The sequence below is a fragment of the Thiohalocapsa halophila genome, from assembly GCF_016583825.1.
GTDB classification, from domain to species: domain Bacteria; phylum Pseudomonadota; class Gammaproteobacteria; order Chromatiales; family Chromatiaceae; genus Thiohalocapsa; species Thiohalocapsa halophila.
The window spans coordinates 1-17,250 of record NZ_NRRV01000020.1 but is presented as its reverse complement, the minus strand read 5'-3'; the positions used below and the strand labels follow the sequence as shown (position 1 = coordinate 17,250).

The window sequence follows — 17,250 nt, the reverse complement described above, 5'->3', positions numbered from 1 at the left end:
TGGCGCCCTGCCGGTGCGCTTCCTCGCCGGGCTCCTGGCGCTTGCGGCGCTGGGCGCGCTTGGCGGATGCGCCGGAGAGATGCCGGTGCGGCAAAGCGCAGCTGAAGAGCCAGCGCAGAGCGCAAGCGGGCCGACGCTTTACGGGCGGCTCGGTGTATCGGTGGATCACGTGTCTACGGATTGACGGCTGTATCCGGGGGGTGTCGCTGCGCGAGCGACGCCAAGCAACCGGCCTGTCCCTAGCGCGTCGGCAGTCCGTGCGAGGGGCGCCCTGCGCGGTTGTCGAGGCTGCCGTCGACGCCCATCGCGCGGCGGTCCGGGACCAGCTGCTGCTCGAAGGCGCAGCGCTTCAGCTCTTGCTCGTCGGCGAGGCCGGTGCGGCGCAGTATCTCCCGGCGTTGCGCTCGGGCGTCCTCGGCGGTGATGCGCAGGAGGTTGCAGATGACATCGATGGGCTTGCCTAGGGCGAGCAGCTGAATCATGCGAAGCTGCGCGTCGGAGGCGACGGCGTCGCGCAGACCAATCTCTTTCTGCTCCCTATCGGCGACGACATGCGCCACGAAATGGGCGACCAAATGATCGGCCAGTGCCGCACTCACATGGCGCCGGCCGGCCAGGGTCCGTGCCAAGGCGGCTGCGATCTCCTGTGGAGATGCCTGCGCACTGATGATGCTGCGTGCGCCAAGACGCAGAAAGCGCACCCCGTGGACGCTCTCACAGGGGCTGGACACCACGAGCACCGGCGGTGCGCCCGGCAGGCGCGTGAGCCGGTGCAACGGCTCGATGCCGAGGGCATTGGGTGCGGCGATGCTCACCACGGCGGCGTCGAAGGAGGTGTCGGCCAGCGCCTGGGCGAAGTCTGCGGGGCCGGCGCGAACGATCTCCGTCACCGCAAGCCCGGCATCATCGGCAATGCGGCGGATACCGTCGGCGAAGAGAGGTCGCCGGTCGACGATCAGCAGCCTGTACATCGGGTGTTCACCTCACTCTCGGTCGCCGCGCAAGCCGTTGTGCGGGCACCCATGCGCCTAGGCTGAGTATGTCGCCTCAGCGCGGGCGCCGACAGGGCCCGGGCTGCTAGTTGGAGCTAAAAACCTGTTGTTCGCCAGCCTAGGAAGGTCGCTGATGTCGGAACTGGCCCCCGGGGGGCTTGCTCCCGGTCGGCGGCGCCTGCGCGGACGTGGTGCTCAGCGCTTGCGGCGCACGAAGTCCTTCAGGCGTTGGCGCTTGCGGGCTTGGCGGGGGGTGAGCCGATTACGGCGCCCGGCATAGGGGTTCTCCCCGGAGCGCAGCTCCAGGCGCAGCGGCGTGCCGGCCAGGTCCAGCGCGCTGCGGAAGCGGTTCACCAGGTAGCGGCGATAGGCGGCGGGCAGGGCCTCGGTCTGGTTGCCGTGGATGACGATGATGGGCGGGTTGCGGCCGCCCTGGTGGGCATAGCGGAGCTTGATCCGCCGTCCGCGCACCAGCGGCGGCTGGTGTGCCTGCACCGCGTCCTCCAGCAGCCGGGTGAGCACCGGCGTCGGCAGTTCCCGCGTCGCATTGGCGTAGGCAGCGTCGGCGGTCTCCAGCAGCAGCCCCACGCCGCTGCCGTGCAGCGCGGAGATGCGGTGCACCGCGGCGAAGTCGAGAAAGCCGAGACGGCGTTGGTAGTCGTTTTTGACGCGCTGGCGCTGCTCGGCGTCGAGCCCGTCCCATTTGTTCACCGCCACCACCAGGGCACGCCCGGCTTCGACGATATGCCCGGCCAGGGTGGCATCCTGCTCGCCGATGCCAAGGCGAGCATCCAGCACCAAGAGCGCCACGTGGCAGGCCTCGATGGCTTGCAGCGTCTTGATGATGCTGAATTTCTCCACGGCGTCGGCGACCTTGGCCCGGCGCCGCACCCCGGCGGTGTCGATGAGGGTATAGCGGTGCTCGCCAACATCGAAGGGAATGGAGACACTATCGCGGGTGGTGCCGGGGCTGTCATAGGCCACCACCCGCTCCTCGCCCAGGATTCGGTTGATCAGTGTGGATTTGCCGGCGTTCGGTCGTCCCACCACGGCGATGCGCACGCGTGCCTGGTCCTCGGCCGCCGCCTCCGCGGCCTCCGGCAGAAGGGTGCAGACGTGCTCCATCAGCGCGGCGACGCCGCGGCCCTCGGTGGCCGCGATGAGCCAGGGGTCGCCGAGCCCGAGACTGTGGAACTCGGCCGCCGCCAGCGCTTCGGCCAAGTGGTCGATCTTGTTCACCACCGGCGTCAGCAGCTTGCCGGTGCGGCGCAGGCTGGCGGCGATGTCGAGGTCGCCTGCGGTGACGCCGTCGCGGGCATCGAGCAGAAACAACAGGTGATCGGCCTCGTCGATGGCCTGCTGCACCTGGCGCTCCATCAGCGCTGCGACGCCGTCGCCGCCGCTGATGCCGCCGGTGTCGACGACGACATAGCGCTGCGGGCCCAGCTTGCCGATGCCGTATTGGCGATCTCGGGTCAGGCCCGGGAAGTCCGCCACCAAGGCATCTCGGGTTCGGGTCAGGCGGTTGAAGAGCGTCGACTTGCCGACGTTCGGCCGCCCGACCAAGGCGATGACCGGCAGCATCGATGTTGCGTCCCTTGGCCGGCTCAGGGGGTTGTGCCGCCCGCAGGCGGTATCGGCGGGCTGCCCTCGGCGGGCGGCGGTGCCGGCGCGCCCGCGGGCTGCGTCGGCGGCGGAGCTGCCGTCTCCGGGGCCACGCCGGGCGGCAGCTCCGGCTGCTCGTCCCGGCCCAGCTCCGGCGTCGCGACCGCCGCTGCTCCGCCGGCGGCCGCCCGGGTGCTGGGCCGCAGCGCCGCGACGGTGCCGTCGTTGGCATAGACGAAGGCGACGCCGCCGGCGACCACCGGCCGATGGCCGATGCGGGCCTTGCTGACGCGCTCGAAGCCGAGCAGAGCGCCGTCGCGGCGCGAGAGCAGGTGGACGTAGCCGTCCAGGTCCGCCACAGCCAAGTAGTTGCCGAGCAGCGCGGGAGCGGTGACGCGGCGATAGCGCAGGCCTTCCTGGCGCCAGAGGCCGGCACCGTTGGTGCGGCTGGCCGCCCACAGGTTATCGTCGGAGTCGGTGATATAGAGGGCCGTCTCGTCGGCGGTCAGCCCGGCGTGGGCGGAGAGCTCCCGGCGCCAGAGGACATCGCCGGTGGGGATGTCCACCGCGGCCAGGTCACCGTTGTAGGTGGCGACATAGGCGGTGTCGCCGACCACCACCGGGTCCACGTCCACGTCGGCGATGCGATCCAGCTCGCTGCGCCCGCGGGGCGGGGTGATGATGGCTTCCCACAAGGGCAGGCCGCGCTCCAGCTCCACGTGGACCAGGCGACCGCCGGAGACGCCGATGATGGCCCCTTCGGCGGTGGGCACCGGCGAGCTGGTGCCGTGCAGGGTCAGCACCGGTGCCGGAAAGCTGTAGCGCCAGCGCTCGTTGCCGGCGGCGCGGTCGAAGGCGTAGAGGGTGTCGTCGACGGTGTGCACCAGCACCAAGTCGCCGATGATGCGCGGCAGGGAGACGACTTCACTATCCAGTTGGGCGCGCCACTGCTGGGCGCCGTTGCGCGTGGACAGTGCCACCAGGTCCCCGTCCGTGGAGCCGAGCACCAGGGTCTCCCCCTGCACGTCCGGACCGCCGCTGAACGGGAAGTCGGTCTTGCGCTCCCAGATGATGCGCCCGTCGCCCGGCGAGAGGGCGGCGACCACGCCGCGGGCGTCGGCGGCATAGAGCCGGCCAGCGTCGAAGGCGGGCTGCAGGCGCAGCTGGCGCTCGTCCGTACCCTTGCCGATGCGCGTCTTCCACAGCACCTGCGGGGTCGCGCGCTGGGTCATTTTCTTGTCCAGCGGGGTGGGCGGCGTCGGATCGCGCTCGCCCCCGAGAAACGGCAGCTGCGCGCAGCCGCCGAGCAGCAGCGCGAGCGCCGCGATGCAGATCCAAGCAGCCCGCGACCCGAAGCGGGTCATCGGGGTTGGTCGGCGATGGCTCATGACGTCTTGTCCGCCGTCAGATCCTGGAGCTTGAGCTCGATGAGCCGGGCGTTGGCAACGCCGCCGTCGAGCGCACGCTGGTAGGCGGCGCGGGCGTCCTCGATCCGCCCCTCGGCGGCGGCGATGTCGCCGCGCAGCGCTGCGAAGTCGGCGGTGAAGGCGGCGTCGTCGCCATAGCGATCGATGGTGTCGGCGGCGGCGGCGAGCTCGCCGCGGTCCAGCTGCACCCGGGCCAGGCGCAAGGCGGCCAGGGTGGCCAGCGCCGGGTCCGGCGCGCGGTCGATGGCCGCGCGCAGGGCGGCCTCGGCGCCGGCGGGGTCGTCGGCGCTCAGTGCCAGGCGGGCGCGCGTGAGCTCCGCGAACATCGCATAGGGCGTGGAGCCGTAGTCGTCGACGATAGCTTCCACCTGCTTTTGTGCCGAGGCGGCGTCGCCGGCCTCGGCGGTCATCAGCAGCTGCTCGTAGGCGATGCTGCCGCGCTCGGCGAGGCTGGTGCGGTACTCGACCCAGGTGCGCCAGCCGATGACGGCGCCGAGGCCGATGACGACGCCGCCGATGACGGCGACGCCGTTGGCCTTCCACCAGCGCTTGATGGCTTCGACCTTTTCTTCGTCTGTGTCCAGCTCTGCCATGACTACTCCGTCGTTGTTGCTTTGCTCGTGTTCTGATCCAGCCTGGGCGCGGGCGGGCGTCAGCGTGCCGCGCGGGCCTCGCGCAACAGGGCCACGGCTTCATCGAAGCCCAGGGTGCGCTGCTCGCCGCCGCCGCGCAGGGGCTTACAGGAGACCGTGCCGGCGGCGGCTTCCTCGTCGCCGAGGATCAGCGCCAGCCGGGCGCCGCTGCGGTCCGCCTTTTTGAACTGGCTCTTGAAGCTGCCGCCCCCGCAATGCATGAGCAGCTTGAGCCCGGGCACGGCATCGCGCAGGCGCTCGGCGAGGGCGGGGGCGGCGGCCGCCGCGGCGTCGCCGAGGGCCACCAGATAGGCGTCCGGACCCGTGGCGATGGCGCTGGTGTCGATGAGATCGAGCAGCCGCTCGGTGCCCAGCGCGAAGCCCACCGCCGGTGTGTCCCGCCCGCCGAGCTGCGCCACCAGGCCATCGTAGCGCCCGCCGGCGCAGACGGTACCCTGGGCCCCGAGCGCGTCGGTGATCCACTCGAAGACGGTGCGATTGTAATAGTCCAGCCCGCGCACCAGGCGCGGATTGATACTGTAGCCGATGCCGGCGGCGTCCAGGCCGGCGCACAGGGCGTCGAAATGGGCGCGGCTCGCCTCGCCGAGGTAGTCGAGCAGGCTGGGCGCAGCGGCGATGACCGGCGCCAGGTCCGGGTTCTTGCTGTCGAGCACGCGCAGCGGATTGGTCGACAGGCGCCGGCGGCTGTCGTCGTCCAGGGCCGGCTCGTGGGCGCGCAGGTGCGCCACCAGGTCCCCGCGGTAGCGGGCGCGCTCGTCGGCGTCGCCCAGGCTGTTCACTTCCAGGCGCAGGTCCGCCAGTCCCAGCGCCCGCCACAGCCGCCCGGTCATGGCGATGACCTCCAGGTCGATGTCGGGCCCGGCGAGGCCGAATACCTCCACACCGATCTGGTGGAACTGGCGGTAGCGGCCCCGCTGCGGGCGCTCGCGCCGGAACATGGGGCCGCGGTACCAGATGCGCTGGGGCTGGTCCAGCAAGCCGTGCTCGATGGCGGCGCGCACGCAGCTGGCGGTGCCCTCCGGGCGCAGCGCGAGGCGGTCGCCGCCGCGGTCCTCGAAGGCGTACATCTCCTTCTCGACGATGTCCGTCACCTCGCCGATGGAGCGCTTGAACAGCTCCACGGGCTCGAGCAGCGGCGTGCGCATCTCGCGGTAGCCGTAGCCTTCGATGACGGCGCGGGCATGGTCTTCCAGGTGCTGCCAGATGGGGGCCTGCTCGGGCAGGACGTCGTGCATGCCGCGGATGGCTTGCAATCGCTCGGGCATTGGTGACTCGGGCTCGGTGATGGGTGTTGCGGGGTGGGGGGCGCTGTCGCGCTGGCGGCTCGGGTCGAGGTCCTGCTCAGAGCTCCATGACTTCGGGCGCGTCCGGATACCGGCGCCGCAGCGCATCCGCCAGGGTCGTGGCCGACTCGCGATTGCCGAGCTTGGCCTCGATGCGATAGGCCAACAGCAGCGCAGCCGGGGTGGGGCGGCCCACGCGCCCGTAGCGGGTCATATAGTCCCGGGCGCTCTGGTGCTCGCCGCGCTCGTAGGCGAGCTGCGCCATGGCGAGCAGCGCCGGTGGATAGCTGGCGTTACGCGAGAGCGCTTCGCGCAGAAAGCGCTCGGCATCGCGTAGACTGCCCGCCCGGCGCGAGCAGTCCGAGGCGTTCATCAAGGCCACTTCGGGCGTCTGATACAGCGGGTTCGCCGCTGCCTGGCGAAACAGCGCCAGGGCCTCCTCGTAGTCACGCTCCACGCACAGCATGGTGCCGTGGGCATTGAGGAACTCGGGGTTTCTCGGCTCCAGTCGCAGGGCGTCGGCGAAGTGCGCATCGGCTTCCGATGACTTACCGAGGCGCCGGTAGATGATGGCGAGCACATAATGTGCGTCGGCATTGCGCTTGTCTTCTTTGAGTGCCCGCAAGCCATGCTCCAGAGCCGCATTGAGCTGGCCGCGCTCGAAGTAGGCCGCCGCCATGTTGACGTAGAGGTCGCCGGGGCTGCTCTCTTGATCCAGACCCAGGGCGGTGGATTCCCGCTTGGCCTGTCCGCCGCCGCAGGCGGTGAGCAGGATCAGGCAGATCAGCAGCCAGTAAGCGCGTGCGCCTGGGGTCATGGGTGTGCCGGGACGGCTGCGATGGGCCGCCGGCGGCGGTCCTGCACTCGGCCCACCAGCTGGCCGCAGGCGGCAGCGATCTCGTCGCCCCGGGTCTTGCGCGTGGTCGCCACCAGTCCGGCGCGCAGCAGACGCTGGCGAAAGGCGTCGACGCGCTCGGGCGGGCTGGTGTCGAAGCCGCTGCCCGCGAAAGGGTTGAATGGGATCAGATTGACCTTGGACGCCGTCCCCTCCAGCAGCCGGATCAGGGCCTTGGCATGGGCCATGCTGTCGTTGACGCCGTCGAGCATCACGTACTCCCAGGTGATGCGCCGGCGCGGATCACCGCGCAGGTAGGCGCGGCAGGCCGGAATCAGCTCCTCCAGCGGGTACTTGCGGTTGATGGGCACCAGCTCGTCGCGCAGGGCGTTGTCCGGGGCGTGCAGGGACACCGCCAGGGCGATGTCGCTCACCTCCGCCAGGCGGTAGATACTTGGCACGATGCCCGACGTGGACAGGGTCACCCGGTACTTGGAGAGCATGTAGGCGAGGTCGTCGCGCATGACGCTCGTCGCGCTGACCACGGCCTCGAAGTTGGCCAGCGGCTCGCCCATGCCCATAAGCACAATATTGGTCGGCGGCCTGCCGATGCGCTGCACGGCATGGCGCACCTGGGCGACGATCTCGCCGGCGCTCAGGTTGCGGTTGAAGCCCTGGCGGGCGGTGGCGCAGAAGGCGCAGTCCAGCGCGCAGCCCACCTGGGACGACACGCACAGGGTGCTGCGCCGCTCCTCGGGGATGAACACCGTCTCCACGCGCTGCCCATCCCGAAGCTCCAGCAGCCATTTGATGGTGCCATCCGCCGAGGGCTGCTCCGTGCTCACTGGCAGGCGCGCGACTTCGGCCTCGGCCGTGAGTCGGGCCCGGAACGCCTTGGGCAGGTCGGTCATGGCGTCGAAGTCGTCGACGCCGTGCTTGTGCATCCACTTGAAGAGGTTGCGGCCGTGGAAGGGCTTGCAGCCGAACGCCTGTGCCAGCGCCGCGCAGCCGTGCTGGTCGAGACTCAGCAGATCATGGCGGCCGGCGGCGGGCGCGGCTGGCTCGGGATTGGTCATGGTGTAGAGATCGTGTGCGGGAAATCGGGGCGGGCGCGCTGCCGGGCGCACGGCATTTGCTGCGGCGATTCGCGCGCTTACGCAAACCCTAGAGTATAGGCCGTGGGGCCTTGGGCCGTCCAACCAGTGCAGCTTGTCGCGGCGAGCGCAGCGGCCGTCACGCCAGTAGCAGGCAATCGCCGACGCTCGCGTTTTCACCCCGCCGCGGTTAATCTGCCCGGCGCATCGGCACTGCTCCCGCGGAGAGATCGCAATGACCCACCATGACGTCTTCAACGGCGATGCAGACGGCATTTGTGCACTGCAGCAGCTGCGCCTGAGCGAGCCACGCGAGACCGCGCTGGTGACCGGCGTCAAGCGCGACATCGACCTGGTGCAGCGCGTCTGCGCCGCGGGCGGCGACCGGGTAACCGTGCTGGACATCTCTTTCGACAAGAACCGCGACGGATGCCTGCGGCTGCTGGAGCAGGGTGTCTCCGTGCGCTATTTCGATCATCACTACGCCGGAGAGGTCCCCGTCCATCCCGCGCTCGAGGTCCATATCGAAACCTTGCCCGACAAGGGGACCAGCTTGCTGGTGGACGACTATCTGGGGGGTGCCCAGCGGTCTTGGGCCGTGGTCGGCACCTATGGCGACAATTTCGACGAGGCCGCCGCCCGTGCCGCCGAGCCGCTGGGTCTGGCCGCGAGCGACTTGGCGCTGCTGCGCGAGCTCGGCATCCTCATCAACTACAACGGCTATGGCGCGACGGTGGAAGACCTGCACTTTCCGCCTGCCGACCTGTTCCGCGCCCTGGCACCCTATGCGGATCCCCTGGCGTTCGCCCGCGAGGATCCGGCCTTCGCCCGGCTCCGCGACGGCTACCGCGACGACATGGCCCGCGCCGAAGCCGCCGAGCTGGTGCACCCCGGCCCGCGGCATACCTACGTTATCCTGCCGGCGACGCCCTGGGCGCGTCGGGTCAGCGGCGTCTATGCCAATGCCTTGGCGCAGGCCGAGCCCGAGCGTGCGCATGCCATGCTCACCGGCCGCGCCGAGGGCGGCTACTTGGTCAGCGTGCGCGCCCCGCTGAGCACGCGCGACGGGGCCGATGCCCTGTGCCGGCAGTTCGAGACGGGCGGTGGTCGCAAGGCTGCCGCCGGCATCAACCACCTGCCGGAGGCGGCCCTGGACGAATTCATCGCCGCCTTCGTCGCCGGCTTCTGAGACCGCTTTGGCCGCGGCGCGCATCCGCAGCCCGGCCGCGCGCCGGCGCGCGAGGCGGTGGCTTTTGCGCCCGGGCGCCAGCCGCCCGAGCGCTTGCGCGGTGCAGGCCCGATGAGCACGAGCCACAGCAACCTGCTCAGGCGTTTATCGGCGCGGCTGCTCGATGCCTTGGCGCGCTCTTACCGCTTCAATCTGACCTGGCGAGAGGCGAATCGGGAGCTCGTGAGCGGTCAGCAGGCAGCACGGGTGCGCGGCATCACCTATGGCCCGCCGCCGGCGCGCTACGGCACTGCGCCGGCGGTGACTGAAAGCGAGCAGGCGCCGACACCCAGGCGCGATGACGGCGCCCGCGCTCTGTTCGTCACGGCTCGCTTCCGTTCCGGCTCGACTCTGTTGTGGAACATCTTCCGCCACACGCCGGGCGTGACGGCCTTCTACGAGCCGCTCAACGAGCGCCAGTGGTTCCGCGGGGGTGCGGATGCCGAGCGAACGGACCCGACGCACCTCAACGCCGAGCGCTATGGGGCCGAGTACGCGGGGATGGCGGACCTCGCGCAATGGTTCGATCCGGCCTGGACCTTTCGCGAGCTCTATATGGACGCGCGCAGTTGTGACCGGCGCCTGGCCCGCTACCTGGCGGAGCTCGTCGCGCGCGCACCCGAGCGGCCGGTGCTGCAATGCAATCGGCTCGATTTTCGGCTGCCGTGGCTGCGCCGCGTCTTCCCGCACGCCGATGTGCTGCTGCTGTACCGGAATCCGCGTGAGCAGTGGCTGTCGGTGCAGCGGAGCTCTTCCGGAGCCCCACCACAGCGCCGGCTGTGCCCGGACGAGACCGAGGACTACTTCTACACCCTGGCCTGGGCGCGCGACCTGCGCCGAGTGTTCCCCTGCTTGGACCCCGGACAACACGATCACGCTTATGCCGTGCATTACCTGCTCTGGCGCTTGTCCTATCTCTTTGGGCAGCAATACGCCGATGTGAGCATCGCCTACGAGGATCTGGTGCGCGATTGTGCGGGGACCTTGCGTCCGGTGTTCGAGCGCTTTGGGATCAACGGCGGTCAGGTCAGCACGGATGCGTACGCGCCGCTTCTGAAGCCCCTGGCGCCCGAGCGCTGGCCGAGCTACGCCAGCGCGGCCTGGTTCGAGGACATCGAGGCTGCTTGCGAGCACGAGCTGGCGCGCTTCCTGGACGCGTGACGGGACGGTTGGTGCGGCTTGGCTGTGCGGGTCGCGTCCGGTTACTGGCGGGCGGGTCACCGTGGCGGGGGCACCAGCGTGGGGGTCACTAGCGTGGGCGCGACTTGGGCCGATGCCAGGTGCCGATGCCAGGGGCCGACGCCAGCGACTGAGGCCAGGGGCCGAGTCGGCTCGGGCGCTGGCGGTAGACTCGGCGCGGGAGCAAGGTCAGAATGCCGTCAAGATCCTTGCTCGAATCGCCCATGGTGAAGACCCGGCCCCGACTTACCCATCGCGGTGACATTCGCTCGCTGCGCGCCGACGCGGAGCCCGGTGCTCGATGAAATGCCTGCTGGTTGCGAATATCTTCCCGCCCATCAACGGCGGCTCCGCGGTGGTGTACGAGAGCCTGTGCCAATTCGCACCGCGCGGCACCATGCATGTGCTCGCGCCCTGGCGCCACTATTTGAGCGGCGAGGAGGTGGCCGGCTGGCGCGAGTACGATGCGCGGGTGGATTTCCCCATCGAGCGCATCGAGCTGCTGCGCCCGCCCGCGGCGAGTCCGGGCTCGCTGCTGCACTCGGCCTGGCTGCAACTGTCCGTGGACCTGCCGCTCAAGCTCAAGGTGCTGCGCAAGGCCATCGGCATGATCCGGCGCGAGGGGATTGACGTCGTTTGTGTCTGCGAGCTGAGCTCCGGCTCCTGGCTCGGCCTGCTGCTGAGGCGCATGCTCGGCATCCCTTACATCAATTACATCCATGGCGAGGAGATCACCACGGATGTGCCCTACCGACTCTTCGGCCGCCGCCGGCGGCAATATCTGCACAAGGCAGATGCCGTGGTGGCGGTGAGCGAGTTCACCCGCCGTGCGCTCATCGATAAAATGGGCGTCGCGCCGGAGCGGATCGAGCTCATCGTCAACGGCGTCGACGCGGAGCGCTTCCAGCCCGGGCCGAAGCCAGTGACGCTGCTGGAGCGCTATGGGCTGGCCGGCAAGCGCGTGCTGCTCACCGTCGGCCGGCTGGTGGAGCGCAAGGGCATCGATACCACCATTCGCGCATTGCCGGAGATCCTCGCGCGCTGCCCGCAGACGCGTTATCTCGTGGTGGGCACGGGTGACTACCGCGCTGAGCTGGAGGCGCTGGCGGTGGCGCAGGGTGTCGCGGATCAGGTTATCTTCGCCGGGCGCGTGCCCCATGACGAGCTCGTGGCCCACTACCAGCTCTGCGACCTCTTCGTCATGCCCAACCGCGAGCTCGCCAACCACGACACCGAGGGCTTCGGGCTGGTCTTTCTGGAGGCGAATGCCTGCGGCAAGGCGGTGGTGGCCGGGCGCGCCGGTGGCGTGGTCGAGGCCGTGCGCCACGGCGAGACGGGACTCAATGTCGACGGCGAGGACGTGGCCGCCGTCGCCGGGGCCATTTCGCAGCTGCTGCTGGACGACGAGCGCCGCGACGCCATGGGCGAGCGCGGACTGCAGGTCGCGCGTGAATCCAGCTCCGCGGCGCGGGCGCGGCTCTTTCAGGAGCTCTGCGAGCGGGTGGCGGGGCGCTGACACCAGGCCGCTGCCCACAGGTTAGCAACGACCTCGAACCCCCTGAAGTCGATTGGCAGGCGTCGTTGCGCACGCGCCGCCGCCATAGGGCTCAGTCCCACAACGACAGCTGGCGGGGGTCCACGGCCGGCGCCCGGAAGGCCTTCGCCGACAGTTGCCAGCCGCTGTCCTGCCGCGCCAGGGCGTGCCGGCGCAGGGCCAGGCCAAAGCGCTGCTGCAGCAGCGCCGCCACCGGCCCGGTGCCGGTCATGCGCTCGCCGAAGGCGGCGGCGTTGAGGGGGCCGTCGCGGCATTGACGGATCAATGACAGCACCTTGTCGGCGCGCTGCGGGTAATGGGTCCGCAGCCAGTCGCTGAAGAGGTCTTTGAGCTCCAAAGGCAAACGCACGAGCAGGGCGCCAGCGCGCACCGCGCCGGCCGCGGCGGCGGCCGCGACGATGGCCTCCATGTCTTGGTCGGTGAGCCCGGGTATCAGCGGCGAGACCAGCACGCCGGTCGGTATGCCGGCGTTGGCCAAGTCCTCGACCGCCCGCAGGCGCCTTTGCGGGCTCGCCGCGCGCGGCTCCAGTCGGCGCGCCAGCTCGGCGTCTAGCGTGGTGATGGACATCTGCACGGCCACCAGATCGGCCGCGGCCAGCTCCCGCAACAGCGGTAAGTCCCGCAGCACCAGCGCGGATTTGGTGGTGATGGCCACGGGGTGGCGGGCCTCCAGCAGGACCTCCAGAATGGCGCGCGTACTGCCCAAGCGGCGCTCGATGGGCTGATAGGGGTCCGTGTTGGCCCCCAGCACCAGGGTCGCCGGCCGGTAGTCCGGCTTGGCCAGGGCGCGGCGCAGCTGGGCTGCGGCATCGGGCTTGTGGAACAGCCGCCGCTCGAAGTCCAGCCCGGGCGAGAGGCCGAGCCAGGCGTGGGTGGGCCTTGCGTAGCAGTAGACGCAGCCGTGCTCACAGCCGCGGTAGGGGTTGACGCTGCGGTCGAAGGGGATGTCTGGTGAGTCGTTGTGGCTGATGATGCTGCGGCTGGCGTCGATGCCGAGCTCGGTGCGGGGGTCTGTGTCGGGCTCCGACTGCCACCAGCCGTCGTCCACCGCATGACGACTGTGGGCGTCGTAGCGGCTATCCGGGTTCATGTTGGTGCCGCGCCCGCGCAGCGATGCCGGCGGCGGGCGGGGCGCGGGTTGCTCGGGGATCTGGTCAGACATGGGCATCCGGGGCGCTGTCTCGGTGGTATAGTCCCCGGCGCCTGCGGTGGCCCAGCCGAGCGACCGCGGAAGCCGGGTGGCGGCATTCCGAATACGCATGAGTTTGGAGGTGCAGACGATGGCAGCCAAGCAGATCCTGGTGGCCGCGGGGGTGCTGGAGGGCGCGACCTGCACGGCTTATCCGGCGCTGCAGCCCGATATCGAAATGGCCGGCGGCAGCTGGCACGCCGTCGCCACCACCTTCGACAACGCCCATACCCACGGCACCTTGGTGACGGCGCCCGCCTGGCCCGCACACCCAGAGTGGATGCGGCAGTTCCTCGCTGTGCTGGGTAGCCGCGTCGAGCCCTGACGCGCCCCGTTGCAGCGGCCCCGATCGGAGGCGACATGGAGCATCGGGTCTTCGTCTATGGCACGCTGCTGCGCGGCGAGGTGAACCACCATCTGCTGCGCGAGGCACGCTTCCTGGGCAGCCACCGCACCGAGCCGCGCTTCACGCTGCTGGTGCTGGGCGCTTACCCGGGGCTGGTCGCCGGCGGCGATACGGCCGTCTTCGGCGAGGTCTACGGCGTCGATGCCGCGGGCTTGCGCCGGCTGGATCAGCTCGAAGACTATCCCAGACTCTACGACCGCCGCGTCATCGCCACAGCACACGGCAGCGCCTGGGTCTACCTCTACCGCGGCCCGCGCCGCGACCGTGTCCGGCTCGCACAAGGTGATTGGCGGCAGTACAGCCGCAGTGGTGGCCCCCGTGGTGCCGCGGCCCGGCGCCGCCGCGATCCGAAAAACCCGAGCCACCGCCGCCGCGCCGCGGGCGGTGCGGCGGACTGAGTCGAGCCGCCAGCCGCCCAGACACCCCGCCGCGAAACCCACTGGGAGATCGACCCGAGAGCCATGTCAGAAGAAGGCCGCTTCACCATCCACCTAGAGCAGCAGGAGGGCTACCAGCTCAACGTCCGCTTCGATTGGAAGCGCGCGGCCGACCTGCTGACCGACGAGCCGCCGCCGCTGGGCGAGACCAATGGACCCAACGCCTCGCGGCTGCTGGCCGCAGCCGCGGCCAATTGTCTTTCGGCGAGCCTGTTGTACTGTCTCAGCAAAGATGACCCTCGGGACAACAGCCTGCGCGCCGAGGCCACCTGCACCCTGGTGCGCAACGAGCAGAAGCGCCTGCGCATTGGCGGTCTGGACGTGAAGCTCGTCATCGACGAGGAGCTCGCGGGGAGCAAGCGGCTCGACCGCTGTAAGCGCTTGTTCGAGGACTTCTGCGTGGTCTCCGCGAGCATTCGCGAGGGTATTCCCATCGCCGTGTCCGTTGAGGACGAGGCGGGGCAAGTGCTGCACACCTCGGACTGAGCGACCGCCGCCGCCCCGCCATGCTGCCCTGGCGCACCGCGCCGCTGGTGCTGTGGGACGGCGACGCACCGTCGCTGGCCCAGGCCCGCGCGGTGCTGAGCGACCAGGGCGTGCGCGTGCGTCGGCGGCGCGGGCGCATCCCCAAGCGGGCCGGCTTGTTGTTGCTGGCGGCGGGTCCAGACCTGCCGCAGCGCCTGGCCGGGCTGCGATCCGCACTGGCCACACGCCGGCGGCCGCTGCGGGTGGTGGTGTTGCGCGAGCCGGGTGCCGCCGCCGGCGAGCCGGATGATGTGGCGGACTTTGCTACCGGCACCGAGCTGCCCCCCGGCGTCCTGCGGCTGGAATGGATGGACCCGCTGCGCACAGCAGCCCGTGTGATGTTCGCGCGCTGGCCGCTGCATCGCAGTATGGATCCGCCGGCGGGGCAGGTCGCCCATTTGTTGGTCGCCGGCTTCGGGCCGTTCGCGCAGGCGAGCTTGCTGCACGCGTTGCGCGTCGGCCAATACGCGGACGAGCCGCCGCTGGTGACCCTCGCCGCCGAGACGCCCGAGCGCTGGCGGGATTGGATTGCTGCACACCACCCGCAGGCGTCCGCCTGCGCGCGGCTGCGCTACACGGCCCTGCCGACGCCGGATTGTCACGGCGCGCCGCCGGTGACCATGATCGCCATCTGCGATGCGGGCGCCGATGCGGGACTGTCCCTTGCCCGCGCGCTCGGCTCGCAGGCTGCCGAGCAAGGGGCGTCACCGCTGGTGGCTCTGGCCACGGAGGACGCCTGGCCCAAGGGTCGGCTCGCCGACTGGGACGGGCAGCTGGTGCCGTTGCAGCCGCTGCGCATCGCTTACTCCCGGGAGGTGCTGTTGGAGGGGCGCGACGATGCCCTGGCGGAGGTCATCCACGAGCACTATCGCGATACCTCCGCGGCGCAAGGCCGAGACCCGGCCGCTGCGCCCTCGGGGCGTCCCTGGGCACAGCTGGCTACGTCTTACAAGGATGCGAACCGTCATCAGGCGGACCACCTCTGGGCGAAGCTGGCCGTCACAGACTGCCGCGCCGTGCCGGAAGAGCTGGTCGAGTCCTTCGCCTTCGCGCCCCCCGAAGTCGAGCGCCTGGCGATTATCGAGCATCGCCGCTGGGCCGTGGAGCGCTGGCTCGATGGCTGGACCTACGGCCCCGAGCGCGACAACGCCCGCAAGCGCCATCCCCAGCTGATCCCCTACAGCGAGCTCAGCGACGCGATGCAGGACCTCGACCGCTTCGCAGTGCGTCTGGTGCCGGCGCTGCTCGCGCGCTCCGGGCTCGGGGTGGTGCGCCGGCTCATCGTCGGTGTGCGCAATGACGGCGTGCCCGCACAGCAGGGGCCCTCGCGCCGCACCACCCGCGCAGTCCTCGGGCGCCTTGCGGCGCGCTACCCGGATCGGGGGATGACGTTGGCGGTGGATTTGACTGATCTGCCGGCCCGGCTGGTGGCGGCGGAGGCCGCCGCCCGCCACGGCGCGGCGGTGTTCGTGCTGCTGCCGGGCCCGCTGCCGAGCTTGCTCTCGGCCCAGTCCACTGCGCATCGGCTCGGCATGCTGCGGCTGCTGGCCGTCGCCGAGCGGCGCATCCAACTGCGTGATCAGGCGGCCTTGGCGGGCTGGCTCGGCCGGCGCGCCGAGATCCTGCTGGCGCTGGGCGAGGAGGCCGCTTCGCCGTCGCCGGACACCCACCTGCCCGCCAAGCAGGTTCGCCTCAGTCCGGCTGGCGACGCCCGCTGGAACTTCGCTTACTGAGACGAGTATCCATCCCGCCCCGGCAAAGCCCGCGCCCTGTTGGCGGGAAACTGCGGGGGCTGGGTCGATCTGTTATCCTCGCCGGCCATGTGAAATAGCCGCGGGGAGTTGAGCCATGGCCGTTGTAGAACTGACGCAAGAGAATTTTGAATCCACAGTCGCGGACAACGCCTTCGTGGTTGTCGATTTCTGGGCGCCCTGGTGCGGTCCTTGCCGCACCTTCGCGCCGGTGTTCGAAAAGGTCTCCGAGGATCATCCGGACGTTGTCTTCGCGAAGGTGAACACCGAAGACGAGCAGCAGATCGCAGCGCACTTCCAGATTCGCTCGATTCCGACCCTGATGATCTTCCGCGATCAGATCATCATCTTCTCCCAGCCCGGCGCACTGCCGGAAGGGTCCTTCCGCGAGCTGCTGACCAAAGCGGGCGAGCTGGACATGGACAAGGTGCGCGCCGACATCGCCGCCCAGCAGGGCGACAACGCCTGATCACCCTAAGCCGAACACCGTCCGCCGGCTGCTCCCAGCAGTCGGCGGTGACAGCCTCAAGACCCACCCGCAGTATGCAAGCCCCCTCCGCGATCATCAGCAAGCTCGAACTCACCGGCGACCAGCCGACGGTGGGCGTGTTGATGGCGTTGTGTGAAGAAAACTATCGCGCCCTGATGCAGCTCGTGCCGAGGCTCGCGAGCCTCTCCGGCGTGCAGGTCTCGGGTCGGCCGGGACATACCTATCTGCAGCTGGAGGTCATCGAGCAGGCCCGCTATACCACCACCTTCCGGCTGACCCACGTGTTTCCTTCCGGCGGCGATCGTGCGGACTGGCTGCCGGAGCCGGATGCGACGCTGAAGGCCTACCACGATGCCGAGCAGGTGGAAGTGCTGGACCTGCGCCAGACGGCGCTGCCCATCTTCAGTCATTATGAGTCGCCGGCCCTGCGCACCAAGTGGAAGGCCAATTTGTTCCTGTCCAAGTGGCTCGGCTGGTGCCTGCGCGACGGCCACCGCATCGGCCCCGACGCCGGTCGGCGCAGTCACGCGAGCTCCACCCCTTCGCCGTCGGTCGCCTGAGACTCCGGCCTTTGCCGGCCCCGCCCAGCCCCTCCTAGCCC

Annotated in this window: 17 protein-coding genes; 9 read left to right on the top strand and 8 right to left on the bottom strand. The window is 70.1% G+C overall.

Going from position 1 to position 17,250, the window contains the following annotated elements; all coding sequences use genetic code 11:
* Window positions 1-239 precede the first annotated feature (239 nt).
* From CKO31_RS09935 to rlmN, 7 genes are all read right to left on the bottom strand, one after another.
* Entirely contained in the window at window positions 240-971 is a 732-nt protein-coding gene (locus CKO31_RS09935) for a response regulator (protein ID WP_200236536.1), read from the bottom strand.
* Window positions 972-1,187: 216 nt separating this feature from the next.
* Complete coding sequence (der, locus tag CKO31_RS09930; RefSeq protein ID WP_200236533.1) at window positions 1,188-2,576, bottom strand: ribosome biogenesis GTPase Der; 1,389 nt, start codon at window positions 2,574-2,576, stop codon at window positions 1,188-1,190.
* A gap of 23 nt (window positions 2,577-2,599) precedes the next feature.
* Window positions 2,600-3,985 (bottom strand): outer membrane protein assembly factor BamB, encoded by a 1,386-nt coding sequence (gene bamB, locus CKO31_RS09925; RefSeq protein ID WP_200236531.1) that lies wholly within the window; start codon window positions 3,983-3,985, stop codon window positions 2,600-2,602.
* Window positions 3,982-4,617 (bottom strand): YfgM family protein, encoded by a 636-nt coding sequence (locus tag CKO31_RS09920; RefSeq protein ID WP_200236528.1) that lies wholly within the window; start codon window positions 4,615-4,617, stop codon window positions 3,982-3,984. The genes bamB and CKO31_RS09920 overlap by 4 nt, the downstream gene beginning before the upstream one ends.
* 59 nt (window positions 4,618-4,676) lie before the next feature.
* Window positions 4,677-5,942 (bottom strand): histidine--tRNA ligase, encoded by a 1,266-nt coding sequence (gene hisS, locus CKO31_RS09915; RefSeq protein ID WP_200236526.1) that lies wholly within the window; start codon window positions 5,940-5,942, stop codon window positions 4,677-4,679.
* A gap of 76 nt (window positions 5,943-6,018) precedes the next feature.
* Entirely contained in the window at window positions 6,019-6,777 is a 759-nt protein-coding gene (gene pilW / locus CKO31_RS09910) for a type IV pilus biogenesis/stability protein PilW (protein WP_200236523.1), read from the bottom strand.
* Window positions 6,774-7,871, bottom strand: coding sequence for a dual-specificity RNA methyltransferase RlmN (rlmN, locus tag CKO31_RS09905; RefSeq protein ID WP_200236520.1), 1,098 nt, complete (start codon window positions 7,869-7,871; stop codon window positions 6,774-6,776). The genes pilW and rlmN overlap by 4 nt, the downstream gene beginning before the upstream one ends.
* A 253-nt stretch (window positions 7,872-8,124) precedes the next feature.
* Between rlmN and CKO31_RS09900 the strand changes: the two genes are divergently transcribed.
* The 3 genes from CKO31_RS09900 (at window position 8,125) to CKO31_RS09890 (ending at window position 11,812) form a co-directional block, all read left to right on the top strand.
* The gene (locus tag CKO31_RS09900; protein WP_200236517.1) at window positions 8,125-9,078 is read left to right on the top strand and encodes an acetyltransferase; all 954 of its coding nucleotides are present in this window, start codon (window positions 8,125-8,127) and stop codon (window positions 9,076-9,078) included.
* A gap of 111 nt (window positions 9,079-9,189) precedes the next feature.
* Entirely contained in the window at window positions 9,190-10,278 is a 1,089-nt protein-coding gene (locus CKO31_RS09895; protein WP_200236514.1) for a sulfotransferase, read from the top strand.
* Window positions 10,279-10,597: 319 nt separating this feature from the next.
* The gene (locus CKO31_RS09890; RefSeq protein WP_200236512.1) at window positions 10,598-11,812 is read left to right on the top strand and encodes a glycosyltransferase family 4 protein; all 1,215 of its coding nucleotides are present in this window, start codon (window positions 10,598-10,600) and stop codon (window positions 11,810-11,812) included.
* A 91-nt stretch (window positions 11,813-11,903) separates the two neighbouring features.
* Here CKO31_RS09890 and CKO31_RS09885 read toward each other — a convergent pair whose 3' ends face one another.
* Window positions 11,904-13,019, bottom strand: coding sequence for a PA0069 family radical SAM protein (locus CKO31_RS09885; RefSeq protein WP_242475274.1), 1,116 nt, complete (start codon window positions 13,017-13,019; stop codon window positions 11,904-11,906).
* A 112-nt stretch (window positions 13,020-13,131) separates the two neighbouring features.
* On the opposite strand from CKO31_RS09885, the gene CKO31_RS09880 reads away from it, so the two are divergent.
* The 6 genes from CKO31_RS09880 to CKO31_RS09855 all read left to right on the top strand — a co-directional run bounded on the left by CKO31_RS09880 (window position 13,132) and on the right by CKO31_RS09855 (window position 17,209).
* Complete coding sequence (locus CKO31_RS09880; protein ID WP_242475273.1) at window positions 13,132-13,365, top strand: DJ-1/PfpI family protein; 234 nt, start codon at window positions 13,132-13,134, stop codon at window positions 13,363-13,365.
* A gap of 35 nt (window positions 13,366-13,400) precedes the next feature.
* Window positions 13,401-13,844: a gamma-glutamylcyclotransferase family protein gene (locus CKO31_RS09875; protein ID WP_200236506.1), complete on the top strand. Its 444-nt coding sequence runs from the start codon at window positions 13,401-13,403 to the stop codon at window positions 13,842-13,844.
* A gap of 63 nt (window positions 13,845-13,907) precedes the next feature.
* Complete coding sequence (locus CKO31_RS09870) at window positions 13,908-14,369, top strand: OsmC family protein (RefSeq protein ID WP_200236504.1); 462 nt, start codon at window positions 13,908-13,910, stop codon at window positions 14,367-14,369.
* Between the two features lie 20 nt (window positions 14,370-14,389).
* Window positions 14,390-16,141 (top strand): RyR domain-containing protein, encoded by a 1,752-nt coding sequence (locus CKO31_RS09865; RefSeq protein ID WP_200236501.1) that lies wholly within the window; start codon window positions 14,390-14,392, stop codon window positions 16,139-16,141.
* Between the two features lie 115 nt (window positions 16,142-16,256).
* Window positions 16,257-16,628, top strand: coding sequence for a thioredoxin (gene trxA / locus CKO31_RS09860; protein WP_200236498.1), 372 nt, complete (start codon window positions 16,257-16,259; stop codon window positions 16,626-16,628).
* Between the two features lie 74 nt (window positions 16,629-16,702).
* Window positions 16,703-17,209 (top strand): DUF1249 domain-containing protein, encoded by a 507-nt coding sequence (locus CKO31_RS09855; protein ID WP_200236496.1) that lies wholly within the window; start codon window positions 16,703-16,705, stop codon window positions 17,207-17,209.
* Window positions 17,210-17,250: the final 41 nt, after the last annotated feature.

What these genes read in the sequence shown, in the direction of transcription:
- hisS (WP_200236526.1), bottom strand. Translation starts at nt 5,942, where the DNA reads ATGCCCGAGCGATTGCAAGCCATCCGCGGCATGCACGACGTCCTGCCC.
- CKO31_RS09875 (WP_200236506.1), top strand. Translation starts at nt 13,401, where the DNA reads ATGGAGCATCGGGTCTTCGTCTATGGCACGCTGCTGCGCGGCGAGGTG.
- CKO31_RS09870 (WP_200236504.1), top strand. Translation starts at nt 13,908, where the DNA reads ATGTCAGAAGAAGGCCGCTTCACCATCCACCTAGAGCAGCAGGAGGGC.
- CKO31_RS09885 (WP_242475274.1), bottom strand. Translation starts at nt 13,019, where the DNA reads ATGCCCATGTCTGACCAGATCCCCGAGCAACCCGCGCCCCGCCCGCCG.
- rlmN (WP_200236520.1), bottom strand. Translation starts at nt 7,871, where the DNA reads ATGACCAATCCCGAGCCAGCCGCGCCCGCCGCCGGCCGCCATGATCTG.
- CKO31_RS09895 (WP_200236514.1), top strand. Translation starts at nt 9,190, where the DNA reads ATGAGCACGAGCCACAGCAACCTGCTCAGGCGTTTATCGGCGCGGCTG.
- pilW (WP_200236523.1), bottom strand. Translation starts at nt 6,777, where the DNA reads ATGACCCCAGGCGCACGCGCTTACTGGCTGCTGATCTGCCTGATCCTG.
- der (WP_200236533.1), bottom strand. Translation starts at nt 2,576, where the DNA reads ATGCTGCCGGTCATCGCCTTGGTCGGGCGGCCGAACGTCGGCAAGTCG.
- CKO31_RS09865 (WP_200236501.1), top strand. Translation starts at nt 14,390, where the DNA reads ATGCTGCCCTGGCGCACCGCGCCGCTGGTGCTGTGGGACGGCGACGCA.
- trxA (WP_200236498.1), top strand. Translation starts at nt 16,257, where the DNA reads ATGGCCGTTGTAGAACTGACGCAAGAGAATTTTGAATCCACAGTCGCG.
- CKO31_RS09900 (WP_200236517.1), top strand. Translation starts at nt 8,125, where the DNA reads ATGACCCACCATGACGTCTTCAACGGCGATGCAGACGGCATTTGTGCA.
- CKO31_RS09920 (WP_200236528.1), bottom strand. Translation starts at nt 4,617, where the DNA reads ATGGCAGAGCTGGACACAGACGAAGAAAAGGTCGAAGCCATCAAGCGC.
- CKO31_RS09890 (WP_200236512.1), top strand. Translation starts at nt 10,598, where the DNA reads ATGAAATGCCTGCTGGTTGCGAATATCTTCCCGCCCATCAACGGCGGC.
- bamB (WP_200236531.1), bottom strand. Translation starts at nt 3,985, where the DNA reads ATGAGCCATCGCCGACCAACCCCGATGACCCGCTTCGGGTCGCGGGCT.
- CKO31_RS09935 (WP_200236536.1), bottom strand. Translation starts at nt 971, where the DNA reads ATGTACAGGCTGCTGATCGTCGACCGGCGACCTCTCTTCGCCGACGGT.
- CKO31_RS09880 (WP_242475273.1), top strand. Translation starts at nt 13,132, where the DNA reads ATGGCAGCCAAGCAGATCCTGGTGGCCGCGGGGGTGCTGGAGGGCGCG.
- CKO31_RS09855 (WP_200236496.1), top strand. Translation starts at nt 16,703, where the DNA reads ATGCAAGCCCCCTCCGCGATCATCAGCAAGCTCGAACTCACCGGCGAC.